Annotated in this window: 20 protein-coding genes and 1 pseudogene; 5 read left to right on the top strand and 16 right to left on the bottom strand. The window is 65.6% G+C overall.

The window, feature by feature from the left end; genetic code table 11:
• Positions 1-41: 41 nt before the first annotated feature.
• Complete coding sequence (locus tag ACGLHR_RS00435) at positions 42-1,418, top strand: LLM class flavin-dependent oxidoreductase (RefSeq protein ID WP_318231959.1); 1,377 nt, start codon at positions 42-44, stop codon at positions 1,416-1,418.
• A complete protein-coding gene (locus ACGLHR_RS00430) occupies positions 1,415-2,887 on the top strand; it encodes a SidA/IucD/PvdA family monooxygenase (protein ID WP_400091220.1) in 1,473 nt (490 codons plus the stop codon). The genes ACGLHR_RS00435 and ACGLHR_RS00430 overlap by 4 nt, the downstream gene beginning before the upstream one ends.
• 121 nt (positions 2,888-3,008) lie before the next feature.
• On the opposite strand, the gene ACGLHR_RS00425 is transcribed toward ACGLHR_RS00430, so the two are convergent.
• From ACGLHR_RS00425 to ACGLHR_RS00415, 3 genes are all read right to left on the bottom strand, one after another.
• Positions 3,009-3,449 carry a DUF1772 domain-containing protein gene (locus tag ACGLHR_RS00425; protein WP_400091218.1) on the bottom strand — a complete coding sequence of 147 codons (441 nt, stop codon included), beginning with the start codon at positions 3,447-3,449 and terminating at the stop codon, positions 3,009-3,011.
• A gap of 231 nt (positions 3,450-3,680) precedes the next feature.
• Positions 3,681-5,267: a malate synthase A gene (aceB, locus tag ACGLHR_RS00420; protein WP_400091216.1), complete on the bottom strand. Its 1,587-nt coding sequence runs from the start codon at positions 5,265-5,267 to the stop codon at positions 3,681-3,683.
• 43 nt (positions 5,268-5,310) lie between these two features.
• A complete protein-coding gene (locus ACGLHR_RS00415) occupies positions 5,311-6,012 on the bottom strand; it encodes a haloacid dehalogenase type II (protein ID WP_267603424.1) in 702 nt (233 codons plus the stop codon).
• A gap of 253 nt (positions 6,013-6,265) precedes the next feature.
• On the opposite strand from ACGLHR_RS00415, the gene ACGLHR_RS00410 reads away from it, so the two are divergent.
• Together ACGLHR_RS00410 and ACGLHR_RS00405 are read left to right on the top strand one after the other, a co-directional pair.
• Entirely contained in the window at positions 6,266-7,219 is a 954-nt protein-coding gene (locus tag ACGLHR_RS00410) for a LysR substrate-binding domain-containing protein (protein ID WP_400091214.1), read from the top strand.
• Positions 7,220-7,351: 132 nt separating this feature from the next.
• Positions 7,352-7,786, top strand: a complete 435-nt coding sequence (locus tag ACGLHR_RS00405; protein WP_006161942.1) for a universal stress protein — start codon at positions 7,352-7,354, stop codon at positions 7,784-7,786.
• A 107-nt stretch (positions 7,787-7,893) separates the two neighbouring features.
• Here the strand turns inward: ACGLHR_RS00405 and ACGLHR_RS00400 are convergent, their stop codons facing one another.
• The 3 genes from ACGLHR_RS00400 to ACGLHR_RS00390 form a co-directional block, all read right to left on the bottom strand.
• Entirely contained in the window at positions 7,894-8,643 is a 750-nt protein-coding gene (locus ACGLHR_RS00400) for a M48 family metalloprotease (RefSeq protein ID WP_400091212.1), read from the bottom strand.
• A gap of 360 nt (positions 8,644-9,003) precedes the next feature.
• On the bottom strand, positions 9,004-10,299 hold the full coding sequence (gene aceA / locus ACGLHR_RS00395; RefSeq protein WP_318231965.1) for an isocitrate lyase: 1,296 nt from the start codon (positions 10,297-10,299) through the stop codon (positions 9,004-9,006).
• Between the two features lie 352 nt (positions 10,300-10,651).
• Entirely contained in the window at positions 10,652-11,599 is a 948-nt protein-coding gene (locus ACGLHR_RS00390) for an alpha/beta fold hydrolase (RefSeq protein ID WP_400091210.1), read from the bottom strand.
• A gap of 191 nt (positions 11,600-11,790) precedes the next feature.
• On the opposite strand from ACGLHR_RS00390, the pseudogene ACGLHR_RS00385 reads away from it, so the two are divergent.
• Positions 11,791-12,071: pseudogene (locus ACGLHR_RS00385) on the top strand (helix-turn-helix domain-containing protein); the annotation flags it as partial.
• 879 nt (positions 12,072-12,950) lie between these two features.
• On the opposite strand, the gene ACGLHR_RS00380 reads toward ACGLHR_RS00385, so the two are convergent.
• The 10 genes from ACGLHR_RS00380 to cysW all read right to left on the bottom strand — a co-directional run bounded on the left by ACGLHR_RS00380 (position 12,951) and on the right by cysW (position 21,363).
• Positions 12,951-13,352, bottom strand: coding sequence for a gamma-glutamylcyclotransferase (locus ACGLHR_RS00380; protein ID WP_400091208.1), 402 nt, complete (start codon positions 13,350-13,352; stop codon positions 12,951-12,953).
• Between the two features lie 2 nt (positions 13,353-13,354).
• Entirely contained in the window at positions 13,355-13,852 is a 498-nt protein-coding gene (gene rraA / locus ACGLHR_RS00375; protein ID WP_400091206.1) for a ribonuclease E activity regulator RraA, read from the bottom strand.
• 112 nt (positions 13,853-13,964) lie between these two features.
• Positions 13,965-15,230, bottom strand: a complete 1,266-nt coding sequence (locus ACGLHR_RS00370) for an MFS transporter (protein WP_400091205.1) — start codon at positions 15,228-15,230, stop codon at positions 13,965-13,967.
• Between the two features lie 118 nt (positions 15,231-15,348).
• A complete protein-coding gene (locus ACGLHR_RS00365; protein WP_400091203.1) occupies positions 15,349-16,179 on the bottom strand; it encodes a LytR/AlgR family response regulator transcription factor in 831 nt (276 codons plus the stop codon).
• Between the two features lie 73 nt (positions 16,180-16,252).
• The gene (locus ACGLHR_RS00360) at positions 16,253-17,443 is read right to left on the bottom strand and encodes a sensor histidine kinase (protein WP_400091201.1); all 1,191 of its coding nucleotides are present in this window, start codon (positions 17,441-17,443) and stop codon (positions 16,253-16,255) included.
• A 43-nt stretch (positions 17,444-17,486) separates the two neighbouring features.
• The gene (locus tag ACGLHR_RS00355) at positions 17,487-17,912 is read right to left on the bottom strand and encodes a terminase (protein WP_400091199.1); all 426 of its coding nucleotides are present in this window, start codon (positions 17,910-17,912) and stop codon (positions 17,487-17,489) included.
• Entirely contained in the window at positions 17,909-18,115 is a 207-nt protein-coding gene (locus ACGLHR_RS00350; protein ID WP_267603433.1) for a LiaI-LiaF-like domain-containing protein, read from the bottom strand. Before ACGLHR_RS00350 ends, ACGLHR_RS00355 begins: the two co-directional genes overlap by 4 nt.
• A gap of 244 nt (positions 18,116-18,359) precedes the next feature.
• On the bottom strand, positions 18,360-19,307 hold the full coding sequence (locus ACGLHR_RS00345; RefSeq protein WP_318235573.1) for a CysB family HTH-type transcriptional regulator: 948 nt from the start codon (positions 19,305-19,307) through the stop codon (positions 18,360-18,362).
• A complete protein-coding gene (locus ACGLHR_RS00340; RefSeq protein ID WP_174427321.1) occupies positions 19,304-20,428 on the bottom strand; it encodes a sulfate/molybdate ABC transporter ATP-binding protein in 1,125 nt (374 codons plus the stop codon). The genes ACGLHR_RS00345 and ACGLHR_RS00340 overlap by 4 nt, the downstream gene beginning before the upstream one ends.
• Positions 20,425-21,363, bottom strand: a complete 939-nt coding sequence (cysW, locus tag ACGLHR_RS00335; RefSeq protein ID WP_267603435.1) for a sulfate ABC transporter permease subunit CysW — start codon at positions 21,361-21,363, stop codon at positions 20,425-20,427. The genes ACGLHR_RS00340 and cysW overlap by 4 nt, the downstream gene beginning before the upstream one ends.

The following is a 21,363-nucleotide window of genomic DNA, read 5'->3' as shown; positions in this document are numbered from 1 at the left end:
CAAGCAAACAACTGACACCAGCAAATAACCGACAAGCAATCATGGCTCAACGTAGCGGTTTCCTCAGCCTGGGCGCCTTCCTTTACCCCAGCGGCCACCATATCGCCGCCTGGCGCCATCCCGATGCCAAGGCCGACGCGGGCATCGACTTCAAGCACTACGTCGCGCTCGCCCAGGCCGCCGAGGCGGCGAAGTTCGACCTGGTCTTCCTGGCCGACGGTGTAGGCACGCGCGGCGACGATGTCGAGTTCCTCAGCCGCACCGCGCACAGCTACCAGGCGCAGTTCGAGCCCATCACGCTGCTATCCGCGCTGGCCGCGGTGACCGATCGCATCGGCCTGGTCGGCACCGCCTCGACGAGCTTCAACGAGCCCTATCACGTAGCGCGCAAGTTCGCCTCGCTGGACCATATCTCGGGCGGGCGCGCCGGCTGGAACCTGGTCACCTCGTCCAACGAGCACGAAGCCCGCAACTTCAACCGCGACCACCATTTCGCCCATGCCGACCGCTACGAGCGCGCTGCCGAGTTCGCCGACGTGGTCACCGGGCTGTGGAACAGCTGGGAAGACGATGCCTTCCTGCGTGACAAGGCCAGCGGCCGCTACTACGAGCCCGCCAGGCGCCATGTGCTGCGCCACAAGGGCAAGCATTTCTCGGTGCAGGGGCCGCTCAATGTGTCGCGCACGCCGCAGGGCCATCCGGTCGTGGTACAGGCCGGCTCCTCCGAAGCCGGCAAGGAACTGGCCGCACGCACAGGCGAAGCCGTGTTCACGGCGCAGCAGACCGTGGAGGATGCCGTGGCCTTCTACGCCGACGTCAAAGGCCGGCTCGCGAGGTATGGGCGCGAGCCGGACGACCTGAAGATCCTGCCCGGCGTATTCCCCGTGGTGGGCCAGAGCGAAAGCGAAGCCAAGGAGAAATTCGAGCAGCTGCAAGCGCTGATCGACCCCGTGGTCGGCCTGGCGCTGGTGTCCGGCCTGACCGGCGGCTTCGACCTGTCGGGCTATGCACTCGATGGCCCGATTCCCGAGCTGCCCGAGACCAATGCCAGCAAGAGCCGCCAGCGGCTGGTGATCGACCTGGCGCGGCGCGAGAACCTGACCATCCGCCAGCTCTACCAGCGCGTTGCGGGTGCCCGCGGCCACTGGCAGGTGATCGGCACGCCAGAGCAGATCGTCGACCAGCTCGAAGAGCGCTTCCGCAAATACGGCGCCGACGGCTACAACATCATGTCGCCGGTGCTGCCGGGCGGGCTCACCGATTTCATCGCACTGGTGCTGCCGGAGCTGCGCCGCCGCGGCCTGTTCCGCGCGGAGTACGACGGCAGCACGCTGCGCGAGCACCTTGGGCTCAAGCGCCCCGCGCATCCAGCCGCTTCCTCCAGATCCGCCGCCCAAACCCTTGCCGCTGCCGCATGACTACTACCTCTTCCCTCCCCGCTTCCGACCCCGATTTCCTCGCGCGTGAAACACTGCGCCTGCTCGGTCCCGCGCCAGACAACTGGGTGCCGGACCACGCCGGCATCGACCACAACGTGGCCGTCGTCGGCGGCGGCCAGAGCGGCAGCGCCTACGCCTTCGCGCTGCGCCGCGCGGGCATCGGCCGCGTGACGGTGCTGGACGCCGCGCCCGACGGCGCGCTGGCCGGCGTCTGGCGCACGCGCGCCCGCATGCAGAAGCTGCGCACGCCCAAGAACCTGGTCGGGCCGGAGCTTGGCCTGCCCACGCTGGGCTTCCAGGCCTGGTATGAAGCGCGGCACGGGGCCGAGGCCTATGCCGCCATCGACCGCATTCCTCGCCTGGCCTGGGCCGATTACCTGGACTGGTACCGGAGCTTCCTCGGCGTGCAGGTGCGCTATGCCACGCGGGTGGTACGCATCGAACCCGTAACCGGCGCCGCGGTGCAGCACTTCCGGCTGCATCTTGAAGTGAACGGGCAGCCGCGCATCGAGACGGCGCGCAAGGTCCTCCTGGCCAATGGCGTGGCCGGCAATGGCGCACCGTTCGTGCCAGCCGTGCTGTCGCGGGCCGTGGCCGCCGGGCTGGCCGCGCATACGGCCGATGCCATCGACTTCGACGCGCTGCGCGGCAAGACGATCGCCGTGCTGGGCGCGGCGGCATCCGCCTTCGACGCCGCCGCCGTGGCGCTGGAATCCGGCGCGGCTGCCGTGCACCTGTTCGCGCGCCGCGACCATATCGCCGCCACGCCGGTATCGCGCGTGCGCGCCTACCCCGGCCTTTACGACAACTACCACGCCCTGCCCGACGCCACGCGCTGGGAGCAAGCCATCCGCTATCGCCGCGCCGGCTCCACGCCACCGGCCGATTCCGTTGAGCGGGTGCTCAAATTCCCGCAATTCCATTTGCACCTGGGCACGTCGCTGTCCGGCGCCGAGGTGGAATCCGGCCGCATCGTCACCCAGGTGCAAGGCGAGACCCTGCGCTTCGACTTCGCGATTGCCGGCACGGGCTATCTGGTGGATCCGTCGGCTCGTCCGGAACTGGCCGACATCGCGCCGCATATCCTGCGCTGGCGAGACCGCTATGCAGCCCCGGCCGACGCACGCGACGACGAACTCGCCGCGTCGCCCTATCTGGGCAGCGGCCTTGAGTACCTTGAGAAAACACCAGGCGCCGCGCCGTGGCTGCGCAATCTCCACGTGCACAACCCTGCTGGCTTCGCCAGCGTCGGCGTGCCGCTGGGCGATGTGCCCAGCATGCGGCGCGATATCCCAGGCTCTGTCGCCCGCATCAGCCGCGATCTGCTGCTGGCGGACCTGGCGCTGCATGAACAGCGGATTCGCGGCGACGTGCCGGCGGATTTTGGTGCGGCGCTTTATGCGGGTGCGCTGTGGAAGCCAGCTGATGCCACGCTAGCTGCGGCGTGAGGCGAGGACGCGTGACAGGGAGGCCGTGGCCGGCATGGCCGGCACCGGCTGCCTTCGGCTATCTGGCCACGTTGACCCGGTAGCATCGGCGCGATCCGCCTGATCTGCCTGATCCGCCTGATCAGTGGTGAAGCAAGAGAACCAGGAAGAGAACGGAGGCGAGAAGACTCAGCACGGACCGGACCGCATGTAGCCTTCCCCATTTGTCCAGCAGGATCCGCGTTTCAGCCGAAGCGAGCTCGCGCTTGCCCTCGAGCAGTTGCGCGTTGACATGCTTGATCACGAGCAAGGTGAACGGCACAACGCTGCCGATGAGCACCGCGCCAATCAGCCACATCGTGCCGCCCCCGAGCAGCCCTGAGGCCACACCCGCGAGACAGCTCAGGATTGCCAGCGGCGCCTGCATCAGCGTTGCGCGCTTGTAGCTTGGCGCCCAGACCGTTGCCGCCGTTTTCGTGTCACATCCCATCCGTGCGGGATGCTCGACAAACGTAATGTAGACCGCTGCGCCCGAGAACAGGGTGCAGCAAAAGGTAGCGATAAACTGGGCAGCCTGAAGCATCGTCGCCTCTCCTGCTGGAATGAGCATTCCAAGCCTTATCGGTCGGCGTGAGCAGATCGCGGAAAAATTCCGGCAAGAGCAAGCCTGGTCCTGATCATGTTACGCCAGATGGCATGGGCGCGAATCGCGTCGGCTTACCTGGAGCCTGGAAATAAAAAACCCGCAGTACCAGGCTGCGGGTTTTTTAACGCCGAGGCAGGCGCCCCGGCAAGGCCAGTACGGCCAGCCCGATCAGATCTCTTCGTACAGCGGCAGCGTCAGGAATTCCGCGAAGTCTTCCGACGTCGACATCTGCTCGAAGATCTGCCCGGCGCGGTCATACGTCTTGGTGTCGCCACCGATGAATGCCTTGACCTTGGCCAGCTCTTCCGGGATCAGCGCGCGCACCATCTCCGCGGTCACCTTGCGGCCATCTTCCAGCTTGCCCTTGGGCGAGCGGATCCACTGCCACACCTGCGAGCGCGAGATCTCGGCGGTGGCGGCGTCTTCCATCAGGTTGTGGATGGGCACGCAGCCGTTGCCGGCCAGCCAGGAGCCGAGGTAGTGGATGCCGACGTTGATGTTCATGCGCAGGCCGGCTTCCGTGATCGGGGTTTCCGGCTGGAAGTCCAGCAGGTCCTTGGCCGCCACGTTGACGTCGTCGCGCTGCTTGTCGAACTGGTTGGGCTTGTCGCCCAGCACTGCCACGAATTCCTTCATGGCCGGCTCGACCAGGCCCGGGTGCGCCACCCAGCCGCCGTCGTAGCCGTCGGTGGCATCGCGCTTCTTGTCGTTGATGATGCCTTGCATGGCGATGGCGTTCTTTTCCGGATCGTTCTTGATCGGGATCAGGGCGCTCATGCCGCCGATGGCGGGCGCGCCGCGCTTGTGGCAGGTCTTGAGCAGCAGCAGCGCGTACGAGCGCATGAACGGCGCGGTCATGGTGACCTTGGCGCGGTCGGCCAGGCAGAAGTTCTTGTCGACCTTGAACTTCTTGATGCACGAGAAGATGTAGTCCCAGCGGCCGGCATTCAGGCCAGCGCTGTGCTCGCGCAGCTCATACAGGATTTCTTCCATCTCGAAGGCGGCCAGGATCGTTTCGATCAGCACGGTTGCCTTGACGGTGCCTTGCGGCAGGCCGATTTCGTTCTGGGCCATGACGAAGACGTCGTTCCACAGGCGGGCTTCGAGGTGGCTTTCCATCTTCGGCAGGTAGAAGAAGGGGCCGGCGCCGCGTGCGATCTGTTCCTTGGCGTTATGGAACAGGAACAGCGCAAAGTCGAAGATGCCGCCGGAGACGCGCTGGCCGTCGATGGTGACGTGCTTTTCATCGAGGTGCCAGCCGCGGGGGCGCACCTGCAGCGTGGCGATCTTGTCGGCCAGCTTGTAGTGCTTGCCGTTGGAGTCCAGCGTGAGGGTGCGGCGCACGGCGGCCTTGAGGTTGACCTGGCCCTGCAACTGGTTGTGCCAGTTGGGGGTGTTGGAGTCCTCGAAGTCGGTCATGTAGCTGTCCGCGCCGGAGTTGAACGCGTTGATGACCATCTTGGCTTCGACCGGGCCGGTGATTTCCACGCGGCGGCAATGCAGTGCCGGCGGCACCGGCGCGACCTTCCAGTCGCCTTCGCGCACGCTCTTGGTTTCCGGCAGGAAGTCGGGCAGCTCGCCGGCGTCCAGGCGCTTGGTGCGCTCGACGCGGGCGGCCAGCAGTTCCTGGCGGCGCGGCTCGAAGGCGCGATGCAGTTTGTCCACCAGGGCCAGTGCGGCCGGCGAGAGGATGTCTTCGTAGGCCGGCAGGATTTCGCCGGTAATCTTCATGCCCGCAGGCAGCGTGATGGCCATCAGTGTTCTCCTGTGATCGATGGTTGAGTTGGGGTGCCCGCCGTCAAACCGCCGCACCTTGGGTGCGCACGAATTCGAGCAGGTCGTTCATGTCGTGCCCGGTGCCGGAAGGGCTCACATCGAGCCGCTCCGCCGGATGACCGGCACGATTGATCCAGAATGTGGTGTAGCCGTACCAGGTGGCGCCGCAAGCGTCCCAGCCATTGGACGAGACGAAGAGGATCTCCCCGGCCGGCACGCCAAATGCCTTGGGGCCCAGCGCGTAGGCCTCGGGCGCGGTCTTGTACATGCGCACCGCATCGACCGACAGCACGTGGTCGAACAGCCCGTGCATGCCGGCGCTCTTGACCGAGATGTCCAGCATCTCGGGGTTGCCGTTGGAAAGAATGCCCAGCGGCAGCCCGGCGGCCCGCAGGCGCTTGAGCGCCCCGAGGTTTTCCGGGAAGGCCGACAGGCACGCGTACTCCTTGAGCAGCTGCGCCTCCAAGGCCGGGTCCAGCACCAGTTGCAGGCGCTCGGCCGCATAGCGCAGCGCATCCACCGTAAGCGCCCAGAACGGCTTGTAGTATGCGCCGTCGGGGGCGGCCATCGAGCGAATGCGGGTGTAGTCGATCTGCCGCTCGCGCCACAGCAATGCCAGCGCCTCGCCCTTGCCCGGAAACAATTGCTCCGCGCGCGCGGTGACGGAATACACGTCGAACAGCGTGCCGTAGGCATCGAAGACGACTGCGCGGATCTTTTGCATGAGCTGGAGCGGTTCCTTTGGACAAACCCGGCAAAGCCGGCAAGCCAACACCACTGCGTGGGCCTGTACACCAATGAATGCATAGCATTGTAGGGAGACGTTGCGGTGCGGCAAAGTCGGTCAGGGTCACTTGATCTTTTACTTTTACCCCACTAATCTTCGCTAACGGTGTAAAGATAAGGCACCAAATCCACCCCATTACCTCACCCACCCTGTCTTTTGGGCGGCATGAGGCACAAAACTGGCGAGCTTCGTGGATCATTTCAAACAATTGGAGACCTTCGTCTCGGTAGCCGCTCGGGGCAGCCTTTCGGCGGCCGCGGCGGCTGAAGGCGTGGCGCCCGCCATCATCGGCCGGCGCATCGATGCGCTGGAAGAGCGCCTGGGCGTCAAGCTGCTGCTGCGCACCACCCGCAAGATCAGCCTCACCTTCGAGGGCTCGGCCTTCCTGGAAGACTGCCAGCGCATCCTCAACGACCTGCACAACGCCGAGGCCAGCGTCTCGGCCGGCGGCGTCAAGGCCAGCGGCCACCTGCGCGTGACCGCGCCGGCGGGCTACGGGCGCAAGCACGTGGCGCCCCTGGTGCCGCTGTTCATCGAATCGCACCCGGATGTGACCATCACGCTGGACCTGTCGGACCGCGTGGTGGATCTCGTCAACGAGGGCTTCGACTGCGCCATCCGCCTGGGCGACCTGCCCGACTCCAGCCTGGTGTCGATCCGCCTGGCGGAGAACCGGCGCGTGGTGGTGGCGTCTCCCGAATACCTGGCGCGCCATGGCGTGCCCGCCGTGCCCGAGGATCTCACCCGCCACAACTGCCTGGCCTTCGGCGCCAGCGCCAACGTGCAGCGCGGCTGGGCCTTCCAGCAGGAGGGCCGCCAGGTGACGGTCAAGGTCGGCGGCACCATGGAATGCACCGATGGCGCGGTGCTGCACGCGTGGTGCCTGCATGGCCACGGGCTGGCATGGCGCTCCTGGTGGGAGGTCGGGCAGGAAATTGCCAGTGGCCGGTTGGTCACGGTGCTCGACGAATTCCAGGCGCCGCCGATCGGCATCCACGCTGTCTTTCCGCAGCGCAAGCACCTGCCGCTGCGGGTGCGGCTGTTCATCGACCACCTGAAGAACACTTATGGGAATCCGGCCTACTGGCGCCGCGCGGAACAGGCATCCGCCGCCAGCAAGCCGCAACTGGCAGTCAATTCGTAGTTCGATTTGATTTAGGGCAATGCTGCATGCGCCACCCCTGCCTACAATGAAACCTGACAGGTGCCATGCGGCCTGCCTCCGTCCACACGTCAATTCGGTCCACGCGGTCCATTCGCCCCAAAGGAGTCCAGCATGTTCAAGCACATCCTGCTACCCACCGACGGTTCGGAACTGTCCAAGAAGGCCATCGACGGCGCGCTGGAGCTGGCCAAGACAATCAACGCGCGAGTCACCGCCTATGTCTGCCTGGAGGAATATCCGTACACGCCGTTCAGCGAGATCGTGGTGGAGGCGCCCCAGGCCTTCCGGGACCGCATCGAAAGCCAGGCCAAGCTGTACCTGAAGGAAGTGGAAACCGCCGCCAGGGCCGACGGCATCAGCTTCGACGCCGACATGTCCACCTTTGCCGTGCCCTACCTGGGCATCATCGACGCGGCCGAGCGCCATGGCTGCGACGTGATCTTCATGGCCTCGCACGGCAGGCGCGGCTTGTCGGGCTTGTTGCTGGGCAGCGAAACCCAGAAGGTGCTGACGCACACCGACATCCCGGTGATCGTGTATCGCTAAGTGCGCCCTGGCGCCGGGCGCCAGTCAACAAAAAGGCTGGCCACCCCGAGCGGGGCAGCCAGCCTTTTTGCTTGATCGGCCCGCCGATGCGGCCAGGCCGGCCAGGATCAGCTGCTCTTCTTGATGCGGTCTTCGATGTGCTTGGCGCGGTCTTCCGAGCCCGGGTGCGACGAGAACATGCTGGACTTGCCGCCATCGAGCTTGGCCAGCTTCTGGAACGCCGTGACCAGGCCGCGGGTGCTGGCCTTGTTCTTGGTCAGCACGTCGAACGAGTAGTCGTCCGCGGCGCTTTCCTGCGTTTGCGAGAATTGCGCGTTGATCAGCTGCTCGCCCATTTCGCCCAGTTGCGAGGCCGACAACGCGGCCACGGTGCCGCCGGCGGCGGCCAGCGCGCCGCGCGCGGCCATGGCGGCGTACGCCACCTGCATCTTGTTCTTGGTGTGGCCCAGCGCCACGTGGCCCAGCTCATGCCCCACCACGCCGCGCACTTCGTCGTCGGTCATCATGTCCATCAGGCCGCTGTACACGCGCACGCAACCGTTGGCCATGGCCCAGGCGTTGACGTCCTTGGTCAGGTAGACCTTGGCGTTGACGCTGGGCAGGTCGCCCGATTGCAGGCCCGACATGATCTTGGTCAGGCGCTTGCTGTAGGTGCTGTTGGCGGCCGCGATCTTGTTGGTCTTGTCGAGCTCGGCGCAAGACTGGTCGGACATGGTCTTGACATCGCCATCGCTCAGCGAGGCCGCCTTGAACATCGACGTGCCGGCGCCCATCATGCCGTCAACATTGGTGCCGGCGCAGCCGACCACAAAGGCGGAAAGAGCAACGATGGCCGCCAGGGAGAGTTTGTGCTTCATGATTGATCTTCTTCTTGGGATGTGCACCGACCGGGTTGCCTGCCAGTGACTTATATGGACATGTGCCGGTGGCTCACCGGCGACCTGCTGCGCGCCTCTTCTGGCACACGGCGGAATCATATCGCTGAAATCGTCCCAAGTGAACCGAAAATGTCAGAATCGATACAGACACAATATTTGACATTTCCACGCATACCGGCCTTTGCTCTCCCTTTCCGGGCCGGGCGCCTGCCAGCCTGGCGCCAAAAAGCAAAAAACCGCGCCGTCCCTGAGAGGGAGACGGCGCGGCGCCTAATTGAGGGGCGTGATGGTCGCACGCCCTTCAGGTGACCAGCTCTATTGATCTGAAGATCTGAAGCCTCAGGCCACTTTCTTGTCGTCGAAGAATTGTTCGTCTTCGGTCGAACCCTTGAGGGCGGTCGTGGACGACTGGCCGCCTTCGATGGTCTGGGTCACGGCGTCGAAGTAACCCGTGCCGACTTCGCGCTGGTGCTTGACGGCGGTGAAGCCCTTCTCGGCTGCCTTGAACTCGTTTTCCTGCAGTTCGACGAAGGCGCTCATCTGGTTGCGGGCATAGCCGTAGGCCAGGTTGAACATCGAGTAGTTCAGCGAGTGGAAGCCGGCCAGCGTGATGAACTGGAACTTGTAGCCCATGGCGCCCAGTTCCTTCTGGAACTTGGCGATGGTGGCGTCGTCCAGGTTCTTCTTCCAGTTGAACGACGGCGAGCAGTTGTAGGCCAGCATCTTGCCCGGGAACTTGGCGTGGACGGCTTCGGCAAACTTCTTGGCGAACTCCAGGTCCGGCTTGCCGGTTTCGCACCACACCAGGTCGGCCACTTCCGCGTAGGCCAGGGCACGGGCGATCGATTGCTCGATACCGGGCTTGGTGCGGTAGAAGCCTTCCACCGTCCGCTCGCCGGTGCAGAACGGGCGATCGCGCTCGTCCACGTCCGAGGTCAGCAGGTCGGCGGCTTCCGCGTCGGTACGGGCGATCACCAGGGTCGGCACGCCGGACACGTCGGCGGCCAGGCGCGCGGCGGTCAGCTTGGCAACGGCTTCACGCGTCGGCACCAGCACCTTGCCACCCATGTGGCCGCACTTCTTGACCGAAGCCAGCTGGTCTTCGAAGTGAACGCCGGCAGCGCCCGCGTCGATCATCGACTTCATCAGCTCGAAGGCGTTCAGCACGCCGCCGAAACCGGCTTCGGCATCAGCCACGATCGGTGCGAAGAAATCGGTGTCGCCCTTGCCTTCGCTCCACTGGATCTGGTCGGCGCGCTGGAAGGTGTTGTTGATGCGGCGAACCACTTGCGGCACCGAGTTGGCCGGGTACAGCGACTGGTCGGGGTACATTTCGCCGGCCAGGTTAGCGTCGCCTGCGACTTGCCAGCCCGACAGGTAGATGGCCTTGAGGCCAGCCTTGACCTGTTGCATGGCCTGGTTGCCGGTCAGCGCGCCCAGCGTGTTGACGAACGGCTCGGTGTTCAGCAGGTGCCACAGCTTCTCGGCACCGCGGCGGGCCAAGGTGTGCTCGATCTGCACGGAGCCGCGCAGGCGCACGACGTCATCGGCGGTGTAGTGACGCGCGACGCCCTTCCAGCGGGGATTGGTATCCCATTCTTTTTGCAGGTTCTTTGCTTCGGTTTCGCGGGACATTTCACTCTCCTAGTGTTTAAGGCGGGATGGCATTGAAAACTTGCGACTGGCTTGGCGGACCGTGGTGCCGACTTGCCGACCGGGGCACTTTCGGGGGGTGTTCAGGAGGCGCTGATTTGCTAGCCTCGCCACCCCTGTTTTTTGCCGCTCAGGTCATGTGTCTTATATAAGAGTGTAGGGAAACGTCCCGCGTCGCAACAGGTCGGAATGCAGTCCTTGCTTAGTTTTTTTCTTATTTATAATCAATGGCTTGTGAGATATTTTTCACGATGTGGCAGGCAATCTTCCATCATGAGAAATGCCCGTTGTGCCTCGCATCTACATTTTTTGCCGCGCAAAACATCATTCCGCATTATGAAATTTCGGAATTTGGCGCCATCCGTGCCTGCCGCAATGCCAGCGGTTCCGGGCCGCCATCGATATGCCCGGCCAGGTCCCGCACCATCGCGGCCATGGCGGCGGGGTCCGCCAGCGGCAGCCAGTGCCGCGCGCTGACCTCCCGGCGCCACCAGCGCCCCACCCAGCGCGACAGATCCTCGGAGAGCGCCGGCCTGACATAACGATCCAGCAGCGGCACGATCACCTGCACCGGCGCGTGGGCGTGGCGCTCGCCCGGAGAAAGCAGGCGCGGCAGCATATTGGCGCGGTACAGCGCCAGCCCAAAGCAGCCGTCCGCGATCTGGGTGGGATTCCGATCCGCATCGATACGCTCGGTCCGCTTCAGGTAAAGCGGCCAGGCGCGGCCCATCCAGAGCCGCCAGCTGAGTTCCGGCAGCCACGGCAGGTGGAAGAGATAGATGTACCAGGACGAGGCCATCTGCCGCAGCGAGCGCGAAAGCGCCGTGAACGACAGGCGCCGGTTTCCCCGCATCCAGTGGCCGACATGGTCCAGGCAAGGCCCGGAGCACGACGTGAACGAGGCGATGCGGCCGCGCAGGCGTGGCTCGGTGACAAACTCCCAGCACTGGATCGAGCCCCAGTCATGGCCGACCAGGTGGACGGGCGCATGCGGCGAGACGGCATCGATCACCGCGCTGAAGTCTTGCGCCAGCCGCTCCAGGCGGTAGGCCGCCACGCCTTTGGGCGCCGAAGAGCCGCCGGCGCCGCGCACGTCATAGGCAACTACGTAATAGTCATTGGCCAGCAGCGGCGCCACGCCATGCCAGACGGCGCTGTTGTCCGGATAGCCGTGCACCAGCACGATGGCCGGGCGCGCGGGTTCGCCCCAGGTCTTGACGGCAAGCCACACGTCGCCGGACTGGACGAAGCGCTGGTTGGGAAGGGAGTTGGAAGCGTGCATGCTTGACCATGACATCGGACGATGGAATGGTTGCCGATGCTACGCCAAGACCCGCCGCGCGGCGAGCGCGCGGCGTGGCGTTTCAAACGCGAGCGAGCTAGTGCCCCGTTCCGTTGTTAACGGATCTATATTTTTGCAGGATGTTGGTATCGACGCACGGGAGACGCCAACATGCCAATGGGACGAGCGAAGCTTCTGCAGCGGGCGAGCCAAATAATGAGATAGCCAAGCGACTGCAGGTTACGCGTGCCACGGGGGGGGTAGATGGCGTACGCGGTTCCTTGAGGGGCGCCTCAATGGCCTGTACGACGAATTGCGTCCCGGCAAGCCACGCACCATCGACGACGAGCGCGTCGCGGAACTCATCAAGACGACGCTGCATACCAAGCCGGCTGACGGTTCCACCCATTGGACCGCGCGCGCGGTGGCTGCAGAGACTTCGATATCGTCCACCAGCGTGCATCGCTATTGGGTGTCGCTTGTGGGTGGGGTTTTCATGCATCTAGCTGCTGCCGCGGCTGTGCGGGGTTGGCCGTTTTGGAACGTGTGAGATGTCACTTTTCTTTACTCGTAAAGAAAAGTGACCAAAGGAAAGCGATCCTTGCAGGAGGCTGCCGTGGCGTCATTGGGGACCCCAATGGTTTCGTCGTACGGCCGCGGGTGCTAACTGACTCGTGCCGTTACCAGTTTTGACCACCACGACGCTGCCAATGCCCGAGGATTCGTGGTGGCCCCCACCGGTAGCAACCACCACGAAACTCAAGCCGTCTGTCGCTCGCGGAGTGACTGGCCACGAAGTTGCAGGCGTCCCGTTTCCGTCGTGGGCGCGGTGGCACCGAAAAAATAATGCCGAGGCATTCGTCACCGCGTCCACCCCACCACGAAACCATCACGGCGTGATATATCGTGGCGCTTCGCACCGGTACCGGCAGATGTGTGGATGAGCAGGGATGCTGCTACCGAGCAGCCTCACCACGAAACCAGCTTCATCCGCAGGATCGCGGCCATTCAAACCGGTAACGGCATGAGGCCATTAGAACCCAGGGCATGACGACGAGACCACCGGGCTACGCAACCCCGACAAGCCAGCCTCCTGCAAGGATCGCTTTCTCTTGGTTACTTCTCTTTACGAGTAAAGAGAAGTGACATCTCACGCGTTCTAAATTGGCCAACCCCGTACAGCCGCGCCAGCAGCTAGACGCATCAAAACCCCGCCCACAAGCGACACCCCCGAGTCAGCGGGGCCACTATGCCAAACCAAAATTTCCAGCGCATTCTATGACACGCATTCTGCGGATGCAATCCTCGCCGATGTCGGTAGATTTTGTGAGCGAATCAACGGAACAAGACACTAGCGGGCGCGCCGGTAGGCCACCCAGTCGCCGGAATCGATGCGCGGCAAGCCGGCGACCGCATCCTCGCCCACCGGGTAAAGCAGGCAACTGAGAGCTTGACCGCCAACCGCCACCACGCGCTCCTCGCGCACAAACAACGAGGCCTGGCCCGGATAGACTTCTTCGATCTCGTCGAGCACAGGCACCAGCGCGGCATCGACCTCATACAAGTCACCCGCCACGCCGGGCGCGGCGGCGTCCAGCACCAGGCCGGGATACGTGCCGAAGTCATAGAGCCGCCCCGGCACGGTCGCGCTGCCGATCAGGCGTGGCGCGGCAATGCCGTGCTTGCGCGCGGCCGCGTTGAGGTCGTTGACTTCGCCCGCGCGCAGCGTGCCATAGACAAAGACCACCGGCATGCTCAGCCCTCCAGCTTGGTGTCCGCCACCAGCACGCCATCGGCGTCGGCATAGATCCAGTTGCCCGGCCGCACCACGGCGCCGGGCATCTGCACAGTGACCTCGCGCTCGCCCACATTGCGCTTCTGGCTCTTCTGCGGATGCAGGGCCAGGGCGCGCAGGCCGATATCGCACACCGAGAGCTCCCCGCTGTCACGCACGCAGCCATTGACGATGATGCCGACCCAGCCGTTCTTCTCGGCCAGCACGCCAAGGTTGCCCCCCACCAGCGCGCAGCGCAGCGAGCCGCCGCCATCGACCACCAGCACGCGGCCGTTGCCGGGCGACTCGACCGCCTCGCGCACCAGCGAGTTGTCCTCGAACACTTTCAGCGTGGCCGCCGGGCCGGAGAACGCGGCGCGCTTGCCGAAATGCTGGAATACCGGCGACAGCACGCGCAGCGAGCCGTCGGCCAGGCGTGCCTCATTGGCGTCGCACAGGTCAGTGGTAGCAAAGCTCATGAAGGACTCCCGAATCAGGAAAGTGGAAATTGGAAAAGGAAGGCTGCATGCGGAACCATGGGGCCTGGGGACCGCCCGGATCGCGCTAGCGCGATCCGGGCGGGTGCCGGCGTCAGCCGGCGGCCGCTCGCTTGCCCGCCACCTCGCGGCGGGAGCGGTTGCCATTGCCCACGGTGACGGCGGTGAAGATCGCCAGCATCTGGAAGGCGCCGATCATGAAGAAGACCCAGCTCGGCCAGTGCGCATCCATCAGCATGCCGAAGAACAGCGGCCCGCTGGCCAGGCCGATATCCAGGCCGGAGTAGACCACGCCATAAACCCGGCCCGTGGCGCCGGCAGGGGCTGCCGCACGCACCAGCAGGTCGCGCGAAGGCCCGGCCGTGCCCGCGCCGAAGCCGATCACGCCCATCAGCACCGGCACCATCACGGCCGGCAGCAAGCCCAGCCCCACCACGATGGCGACCAAGCCGGACAGCGTGAAGCTCATCGCGATCAGGCGGTCGTGGTTGCTGGTGCGTCCCGCGGCAAAGCCGCCCACGATCATGCCGCCCGCGCTGCACAGCATGTAGACGGTGTACGACGCCGTGGCGAGCGTCAGCGGCATGCCGTAGAGCTGGGTCAGCGCGGTCGGCGCGAAGCTCTGGATGCCGGAGAACGAAAAGGTGGTGACGAGGAAGAAGGCCCAGCAGATCCACACTTGCGGCAGCTTGAGGAACGCCAGCATGCTGCCGCCCGCCTTGGGTGCCGCGCTGGCCGGCCTGGGCGCCGCACCGGCGGCGGCGCGGGGATCCAGCACATGGCGAAAGGCCAGCAGCACGGCCAGCACGCCAAAGGCCACCGCCGAGGCACAGGCAAGCGCGGTGCGCCAGCTGCCGAGCTCGGCAATGGTCACCAGGAAGAACGGCGCCGCAGCCCAGCCGAGGTTGCCCGAGATGCCATGCACGGAGAACGCATGGCCCAGCCGCGGCTGGGAAACATGCTTGTTGAGCAAGGTGAAATCGGCGGGATGGAACACCCCGTTGCCGATCCCGGCCACGCCCGCGCCAAGCAGCAGCATCGCGTAGCTCAGGCTGATGGACAGCAGCAAGGCGGCCGCGCCCAGCAGCCCGAGGCCGCCAAACAGCACCGGCTTTGCGCCAAAGCGGTCCACCACGAAGCCTGACGCGGTCTGCACCACGGCCGACACGGCAAAGAACACCGTCATCAGCAAACCCAGCTCGGCATAGCTCAGGCCGAACTCGGCCTTGATCCACGGGAAGAGAGGCGCCAGCAGCAGGTGAAAGAAGTGGGAAACGCCGTGGGCCAGCCCGACCAGGCCGATGACCTGGGCGTCGTGGCGCAGCGGATTGCGAACGGGATCGAGGGTGGCGGCAGTCATCAGGCGGCTATCTGGCTGGGCTTGGCATGGCGCGCCGGCCATGCTGCCAGGCACAAGAAGCGCGCTGCGAATACCGCATCATAGAGTAAAACCACCCATGGCAGGGGTGCTCTGCGCGCTACATCTGCTTGAACAGATAGGCGTACTGGCGCGCCACCGGCAAGGTTTCCGAGCGATTGCGCAGCTTGAGCGCGAGCCGCCCCAGCGACTGGTTCACCGCGCTGGCCACGCAGTCGATGTTGACCACCGTGCCGCGATGGATCTGCCAGAAGCGCTCGGGGTCGAGCTGCTGTGACAGCTCGCGCAGGCTGGTGCGGATCAGCGCCTCGCCGCCGGTGGACACCACGTTGACGTACTTGTCCGTCGCCTCCAGGTAGATCACTTCGTCCACCGGGATGATGCGGATCTCCTGGCCGACCAGTGCCTTGATAAAGCGCAGGTAGCCATGTTGCGGCGCGCCCGCCGCCTGTTGCGTGGGCCCGCCGCCGCCCGGCTCCAGCGTCTCGAGGCGCGCCAGCAATTGCGCCAGGCGATCGGTATCGAGGGCGGCGCCGCCCTCCTCGCTGGCCTGCGCCTGGGCCGCCAGCCTCGCCTTGAGGCGGTGCACGGTGGCCTCCAGCCGCTCGGGCTGCACCGGCTTGAGCACGTAGTCGACTGCCTCGCGCTCGAAGGCTTCCAGCGCGAACTGGTCATATGCCGTGACGAACACCACCAGCGGCGGCGAATCGAACGCCATGAGCTCGCGCGCCACGTCCATGCCGCTCATGCCAGGCATGCGGATATCGAGAAACGCTACCTGGGGCTGGTGCTGGCGGGCCGCCTCCAGCGCGGACACGCCGTCATGCACCACGGCGACGATCTGCGCTTCGGGCCAGAGGCTGGACAATTCGGCATGCAAGGCGCGCGCGAGCAGCGGCTCGTCGTCGGCAATCAACAGGGTCGGGGCCATGGAAACGGGAGTAAGGGGCGGATCGGTCGAAGCAGTCCAAGCGGCGGTCTAAGCGCCTAAGCGGCGAGGCGCCTCAAGAATGGGAAATGCCTTGCGTGGCGGCGCTCACAGGGGTGATTGCGCGCGCGCCGGCGGCCTTGCCCGCGGGCACCGGCAGCGGTGCGTGGGCTGCGACAGGCGCCGCCGTGCGCACAACGGGCAACGTCAGCCGGACGATCACGCCGCGCGGCGTGTTTTCTTCCATCTGCATGCTGGCCGCCGCCCCGAAAATCCGCGCCAGCCGCTCGCGCACATGGGTCAGCCCGAGGCCGGAGCCCTTGGTCACGGCATGCCCGAAACCCACCCCGGTATCGGTGATCACCACCTGCACGGCGCTGTCGCCCTGCGCCCGGGCCGACAGCACGATCTTGCCGCCACGCATGCACGGCTCGATGCCGTGGCTGACCGCGTTCTCCACCAGCGGCTGGATCAGCATGGGCGGGATCTCCACCTCCGCCAGCTCGGGCGGGAGCTCGATCTCATAGGCCAGGCGCGTGCCGAAACGCAACGCCTGGATGTCCAGGTAGCTGCGCAGCAGCTCGAACTCCTGGCGCAGCGTGCATTGCTCGGCGCGCGTGTGGGACAGCGACATGCGCAGGAAGCCGATCAGCCGCTGCAACAGGCGCCTTGCGGCCTGCTGGTCCGTGGCAATCAGGCAATCCAGGTTGGCCAGGGAGTTGAACAGGAAATGCGGCTCGATCTGCGCCTGCAGGGCCATCAGTTGCGCGCGCACCAGCTGCTTCTCGGCTTCTTCGCGCTGCAGCGCATCGAGCGCGGCCTGCCGCTCGAGATGCGCGAGCTTCTCCCGTGACCAGTAGAAGTAAATCATGCTGGCCGACGCAAGCATGCCCACTACCAGGCACATGCGCAGCATATCAGTAGCTTCCTCGAAGGACTTGGCCGGCTCGTTCAGGACCACGCGCGTGGTCCAGCTGCCCATGATCACGCCCAGCGGCACGGCCACCGCGGTCAGGAACAGGAAAGGCCAGCGCCGCGGCCTGTCGTTCCACCAGATCAGCACGCGGGCAATGTCGATCAGCAGCCAGATCGACAGGCCGATCAGCTGGCTGTAGACGAAGTTGTGCCACAGCGAGCCGCCGGTGCGGAAACCGTAGTTCAGGCTGACGGCGATGATGGTGTTCGCGCACAGCACGAACACCAGGTCGCGCGCGAGGATCGAGATCCGGGAGGGAATGGCGGCAGGACAGCGATCCAGCGATTTCATAGGGGCAAGGTCGGGGACAACTGATCGTTATTGTAGGGGCGGTTCACGGGCGCTGCCGTCCTTTGCCCGGCTTATGCGCATCTTGCGCCTCATTTTCGTGGGCGGTTTCGTCCGTGATGCGGCCATGCAAAGCGGCCCACCACCGCCCCGACAGCACATAGCGAGGAAAGGTGATCCATTGCTCGGCCAGGATGCGGCGGACAATATCGAGCGGGCCTTCGAACGGCTCGGGCCGTACCGCTTCGAGCCGGTGCCCGCGTCCTTGCAGCATCATCGACAAGCCCATGCATATCATGCCCAGCCCGATTGCCGGAGCGGACAGCGAGAGCACGCCATAGACGAGCAGCACATTGCCGGCCATGAACATCGGCACCGCGACAATATGCAGCAACAGGCTGAGAGGGTGGTTGTGATTGCGGGCGTAGCCTTGCCATTGCCAGCGCAGCAGCCCTTGGGGGCGTGCGCTCATGGCTTCTGCCCGCCCTGGCTGGCACGGCGCCAGGCCAGGCGGCGCACGAGCACGATGGCGCCCAGGGCGATCAGCAGCACGGGCCAGCCCTCGCGTAGCAGATAGGCCGGCAGGATGCCGCCATTCTGCGCGAGGAGCACCGCGCCCAGTGCAATCAGGATGATCGGGGCGATCAGCCCCTTGCCGCCACGGCCTTGCTTCATCGCGCTCTCCTCTCGTGCGGACCCGCGCACCGTCGATATTGCGGCGCATCAAGCCATGTGACGGCAGCAATCTATGCCGCCACGGACAGTGGTGACTTTACGCGGACAACGGCCGGGACGAAAGTGGCGTGCGACGAATGGAAAGCGGATGGCGCGAAAGGCGAGGATGCGGCGCGATCGGCACCGGGGCCTCTGCGGGCCAATGAGACCCATGAGGCCCAGGCCCAATGAGGCCCAGAAGCCGTCAGGCCTCGACCACCTGCCCGCCCGCCGGCTCGGACAGCGCGCTGCTGACCGTGTCGCGCGAGAGGTGGGGCGCGAACATGTTGATGAAGGCATGCGCGTAGCCGCGCAGGTAGGCGCCGCGGCGCACGGCCACGCTGGTGGTGTTGGGCTCGAACAGGTGGTCGGCCGCGATCCGCACCAGCCCGGCGTCCTTGCGTTCGTCGTAGGCCATCGAGGCGATGATGCCCACGCCCAGCTCCAGCTCGGCGTAGGTCTTGATGACGTCCGCGTCCATGGCGGTCAGCACGATCTCCGGCTGCAGCCCGGCGGCGGCGAAGGCGCCATCGATCTTGCGGCGCCCGGTGAAGCCGGCGTCGTAGGTAATGATCGGGAAGCCGGCGATGTCTTCCAGCGTCGGCTCCGGCAGGTGCGTCAGGGGGTGCTCGGGCGAGACCACCAGCACGTGGCGCCAGGTGTAGGCCTCGAACGACGTCAGCCCGGCCTCGCTGGCCACCGCCTCGGTCGCGATGCCGATATCGGCCTGGCCGCTCAGCACCAGCTCCACGATATGCGCGGGCGAGGCTTCCTGCAGCGCCAGCGTCACATGGGGGTAGGCGCGGCGGAAGCTCTGCACCACCTTGGGCAAGGCGTAGCGGGCCTGGGTGTGGGTGGTGGCCACCGTGAGGCGGCCGGTATGGCGCCCGGCGAATTCGTCGCCCGCCTGGCGCAGGTTCTCGGCCTCGAGCAGCAGGCGCTCGACGATTCGCACGATTTCACGCCCGGGCTCGGTCAGGCCGGTCAGGCGCTTGCCGTAACGCTCGAAGATCTCGACGCCAAGCTCCTCCTCCAGCTCGCGGATCTGGCGCGAGACGCCGGGCTGCGAGGTGTAGAGCGCATTGGCCACCTCGGTCAGGTTGAATTGGCGGCGCACCGCCTCGCGGATGGAACGTAATTGCTGGAAGTTCATTGTGCGGCTCCTGCCGGCGTGCCCCTGGCGCTAGCCGGGGCGGATGAATGGGGTTGGACGAAGACACGCAGCCGGCGCGGCCGCACGGCGAGCAGTTCGCCCTCGCGGAAGCCCTGGTGGCGGAAGCGCTCGAGCGGCAGCGCCACCTCGATGACTTCCTGGGTGTCTTCACGTTCCAGTTCGAGCTGGGCCACGGGGCCCAGGGTGAGCGCGCGGCGCAGCGTCACGGCAATGCCGTCGGTGCCGGGCGAATAGCGCTCGAGATCGAGATCGTGCGGGCGGACATAGGCCACGGCATCGCCGGCGGTTTCATGGCCGCTGCCGATCACCGGCAGGATCGAGTCGCCGGTGTGCAGCAGGCCGCCCCGCTCCCCAACCTCGAGCCGGCCGTGGAACAGGTTGACGTTGCCGAGAAAGCCGAACACGAACGGCGTGGCCGGATGGTTGTACACCGCCTCCGGCGTGCCCGCCTGCTCGACATGGCCGCGGTTCATCAGCACCACCTGGTCGGCCACTTCGAGCGCTTCTTCCTGGTCGTGGGTGACGAACACGCTGGTGACATGGAGCTCGTCGTGCAGGCGCCGCAGCCAGCGGCGCAGTTCCTTGCGCACCTTGGCATCGAGCGCGCCGAACGGCTCGTCGAGCAGCAGCACGCGCGGCTCCACCGCCAGCGCGCGGGCCAGCGCAATGCGCTGGCGCTGCCCGCCGGACAACTGCGGCGGATAGCGCTCGGCCAGCCAGTCGAGCTGCACCAGCTCCAGCAGCGCGCGCACCTTGTCGCGGATCTGCGCCTCGCTGGGGCGCTCGGCACGCGGCTTGACGCGCAGGCCGAAGGCCACGTTCTCGAACACCGTCATGTGCTTGAACAGCGCGTAGTGCTGAAACACAAAGCCGACCTGGCGCTGGCGCACATGCTGGTGCGAGGCGTCGCGCCCTTCCAGCAGGATCTGGCCGGCGTCCGCGCGTTCCAGGCCGGCGATGATCCGCAGCAGCGTGGTCTTGCCGCAGCCCGAGGGGCCTAGCAGCGCCGTCAGCTGGCCTTCGTCGAAATCGAGGGTGACATCGTCGAGCGCAACGAAATTGCCAAAGCGCTTCTGCACATTCTTGACCTGGATGCTCATGATGCCTGTCCTTGCAATTTGCCAGCGCTCGGGTTCTCCGGCGCAAAGTTCTCGTCTTCCCTGTGCTCGCGGCTCGCCCGGTATTCCACCAGCGTCTTGATGCCGAGCGTGACCAGGGCCAGCAGTGTGAGCAGCGACGCCACCGCGAAGGCTGCGGCGAAGTTGTATTCGTTGTAGAGAATTTCCACGTGCAGCGGCATGGTGTTGGTGAGGCCACGGATATGGCCCGACACCACCGAGACCGCGCCGAACTCGCCCATTGCCCGCGCGTTACACAGGATCACGCCATACAGCAGGCCCCAGCGGATATTGGGCAGCGTGATGCGGCGGAAGGTCTGCCAGCCCGAGGCGCCCAGCACGATGGCGGCCTCCTCTTCCTCGCTGCCTTGCGCCTGCATCAGCGGGATCAGCTCGCGCGCCACAAACGGAAAGGTGACGAAGATGGTGGCCAGCACGATGCCCGGCACCGCGAACATGATCTTGATGTCGTGCGCCTCCAGCCACGGTCCCAGCCAGCCCTGCGCGCCGAACAGCAGCACATAGACCAGGCCGGAGATCACCGGCGACACCGAGAACGGCAGGTCGATCAGCGTGGTCAACAGGCTCTTGCCGCGAAAATCGAACTTGGCGATGGCCCAGGACGCCGCCACGCCGAACACCACATTGAGCGGCACCGCGATGGCTGCCACCAGCAATGTGAGCTGGATCGCGGCCACGGCATCGGGCTCGACCAGCGAATCAAGATAAGTCTGCACGCCTTTGCGCAGCGCTTCATAAAAGACCGAAGCCAGCGGGATGAACAGGAACAGCGCCAGGAACAGCACCGCGATGGCGATCAGGGTGTAGCGCACCCACGGCGCTTCACCCGTGGCATCCCGGAAACGCGCGGCGGGGGCAGCACGGCCGCCCAGGCCCTTGGTAGCGACGCCGGCCAT

The organism is Cupriavidus sp. CuC1, from assembly GCF_044627735.1.
Classification (GTDB): Bacteria; Pseudomonadota; Gammaproteobacteria; order Burkholderiales; family Burkholderiaceae; genus Cupriavidus; species Cupriavidus ulmosensis.
This window is presented reverse-complemented; position numbering and strand designations above follow the sequence as displayed.

What these genes read in the sequence shown, in the direction of transcription:
- ACGLHR_RS00360 (WP_400091201.1), bottom strand. Translation starts at nt 17,443, where the DNA reads ATGAAATCGCTGGATCGCTGTCCTGCCGCCATTCCCTCCCGGATCTCG.
- ACGLHR_RS00380 (WP_400091208.1), bottom strand. Translation starts at nt 13,352, where the DNA reads ATGCCGGTGGTCTTTGTCTATGGCACGCTGCGCGCGGGCGAAGTCAAC.
- ACGLHR_RS00415 (WP_267603424.1), bottom strand. Translation starts at nt 6,012, where the DNA reads ATGCAAAAGATCCGCGCAGTCGTCTTCGATGCCTACGGCACGCTGTTC.
- aceA (WP_318231965.1), bottom strand. Translation starts at nt 10,299, where the DNA reads ATGTCCCGCGAAACCGAAGCAAAGAACCTGCAAAAAGAATGGGATACC.
- ACGLHR_RS00405 (WP_006161942.1), top strand. Translation starts at nt 7,352, where the DNA reads ATGTTCAAGCACATCCTGCTACCCACCGACGGTTCGGAACTGTCCAAG.
- ACGLHR_RS00430 (WP_400091220.1), top strand. Translation starts at nt 1,415, where the DNA reads ATGACTACTACCTCTTCCCTCCCCGCTTCCGACCCCGATTTCCTCGCG.
- ACGLHR_RS00435 (WP_318231959.1), top strand. Translation starts at nt 42, where the DNA reads ATGGCTCAACGTAGCGGTTTCCTCAGCCTGGGCGCCTTCCTTTACCCC.
- aceB (WP_400091216.1), bottom strand. Translation starts at nt 5,267, where the DNA reads ATGGCCATCACGCTGCCTGCGGGCATGAAGATTACCGGCGAAATCCTG.
- cysW (WP_267603435.1), bottom strand. Translation starts at nt 21,363, where the DNA reads ATGGCCGGCGTCGCTACCAAGGGCCTGGGCGGCCGTGCTGCCCCCGCC.
- ACGLHR_RS00365 (WP_400091203.1), bottom strand. Translation starts at nt 16,179, where the DNA reads ATGGCCCCGACCCTGTTGATTGCCGACGACGAGCCGCTGCTCGCGCGC.
- ACGLHR_RS00425 (WP_400091218.1), bottom strand. Translation starts at nt 3,449, where the DNA reads ATGCTTCAGGCTGCCCAGTTTATCGCTACCTTTTGCTGCACCCTGTTC.
- ACGLHR_RS00340 (WP_174427321.1), bottom strand. Translation starts at nt 20,428, where the DNA reads ATGAGCATCCAGGTCAAGAATGTGCAGAAGCGCTTTGGCAATTTCGTT.
- ACGLHR_RS00400 (WP_400091212.1), bottom strand. Translation starts at nt 8,643, where the DNA reads ATGAAGCACAAACTCTCCCTGGCGGCCATCGTTGCTCTTTCCGCCTTT.
- ACGLHR_RS00350 (WP_267603433.1), bottom strand. Translation starts at nt 18,115, where the DNA reads ATGAAGCAAGGCCGTGGCGGCAAGGGGCTGATCGCCCCGATCATCCTG.
- rraA (WP_400091206.1), bottom strand. Translation starts at nt 13,852, where the DNA reads ATGAGCTTTGCTACCACTGACCTGTGCGACGCCAATGAGGCACGCCTG.
- ACGLHR_RS00355 (WP_400091199.1), bottom strand. Translation starts at nt 17,912, where the DNA reads ATGAGCGCACGCCCCCAAGGGCTGCTGCGCTGGCAATGGCAAGGCTAC.
- ACGLHR_RS00345 (WP_318235573.1), bottom strand. Translation starts at nt 19,307, where the DNA reads ATGAACTTCCAGCAATTACGTTCCATCCGCGAGGCGGTGCGCCGCCAA.
- ACGLHR_RS00390 (WP_400091210.1), bottom strand. Translation starts at nt 11,599, where the DNA reads ATGCACGCTTCCAACTCCCTTCCCAACCAGCGCTTCGTCCAGTCCGGC.
- ACGLHR_RS00370 (WP_400091205.1), bottom strand. Translation starts at nt 15,230, where the DNA reads ATGACTGCCGCCACCCTCGATCCCGTTCGCAATCCGCTGCGCCACGAC.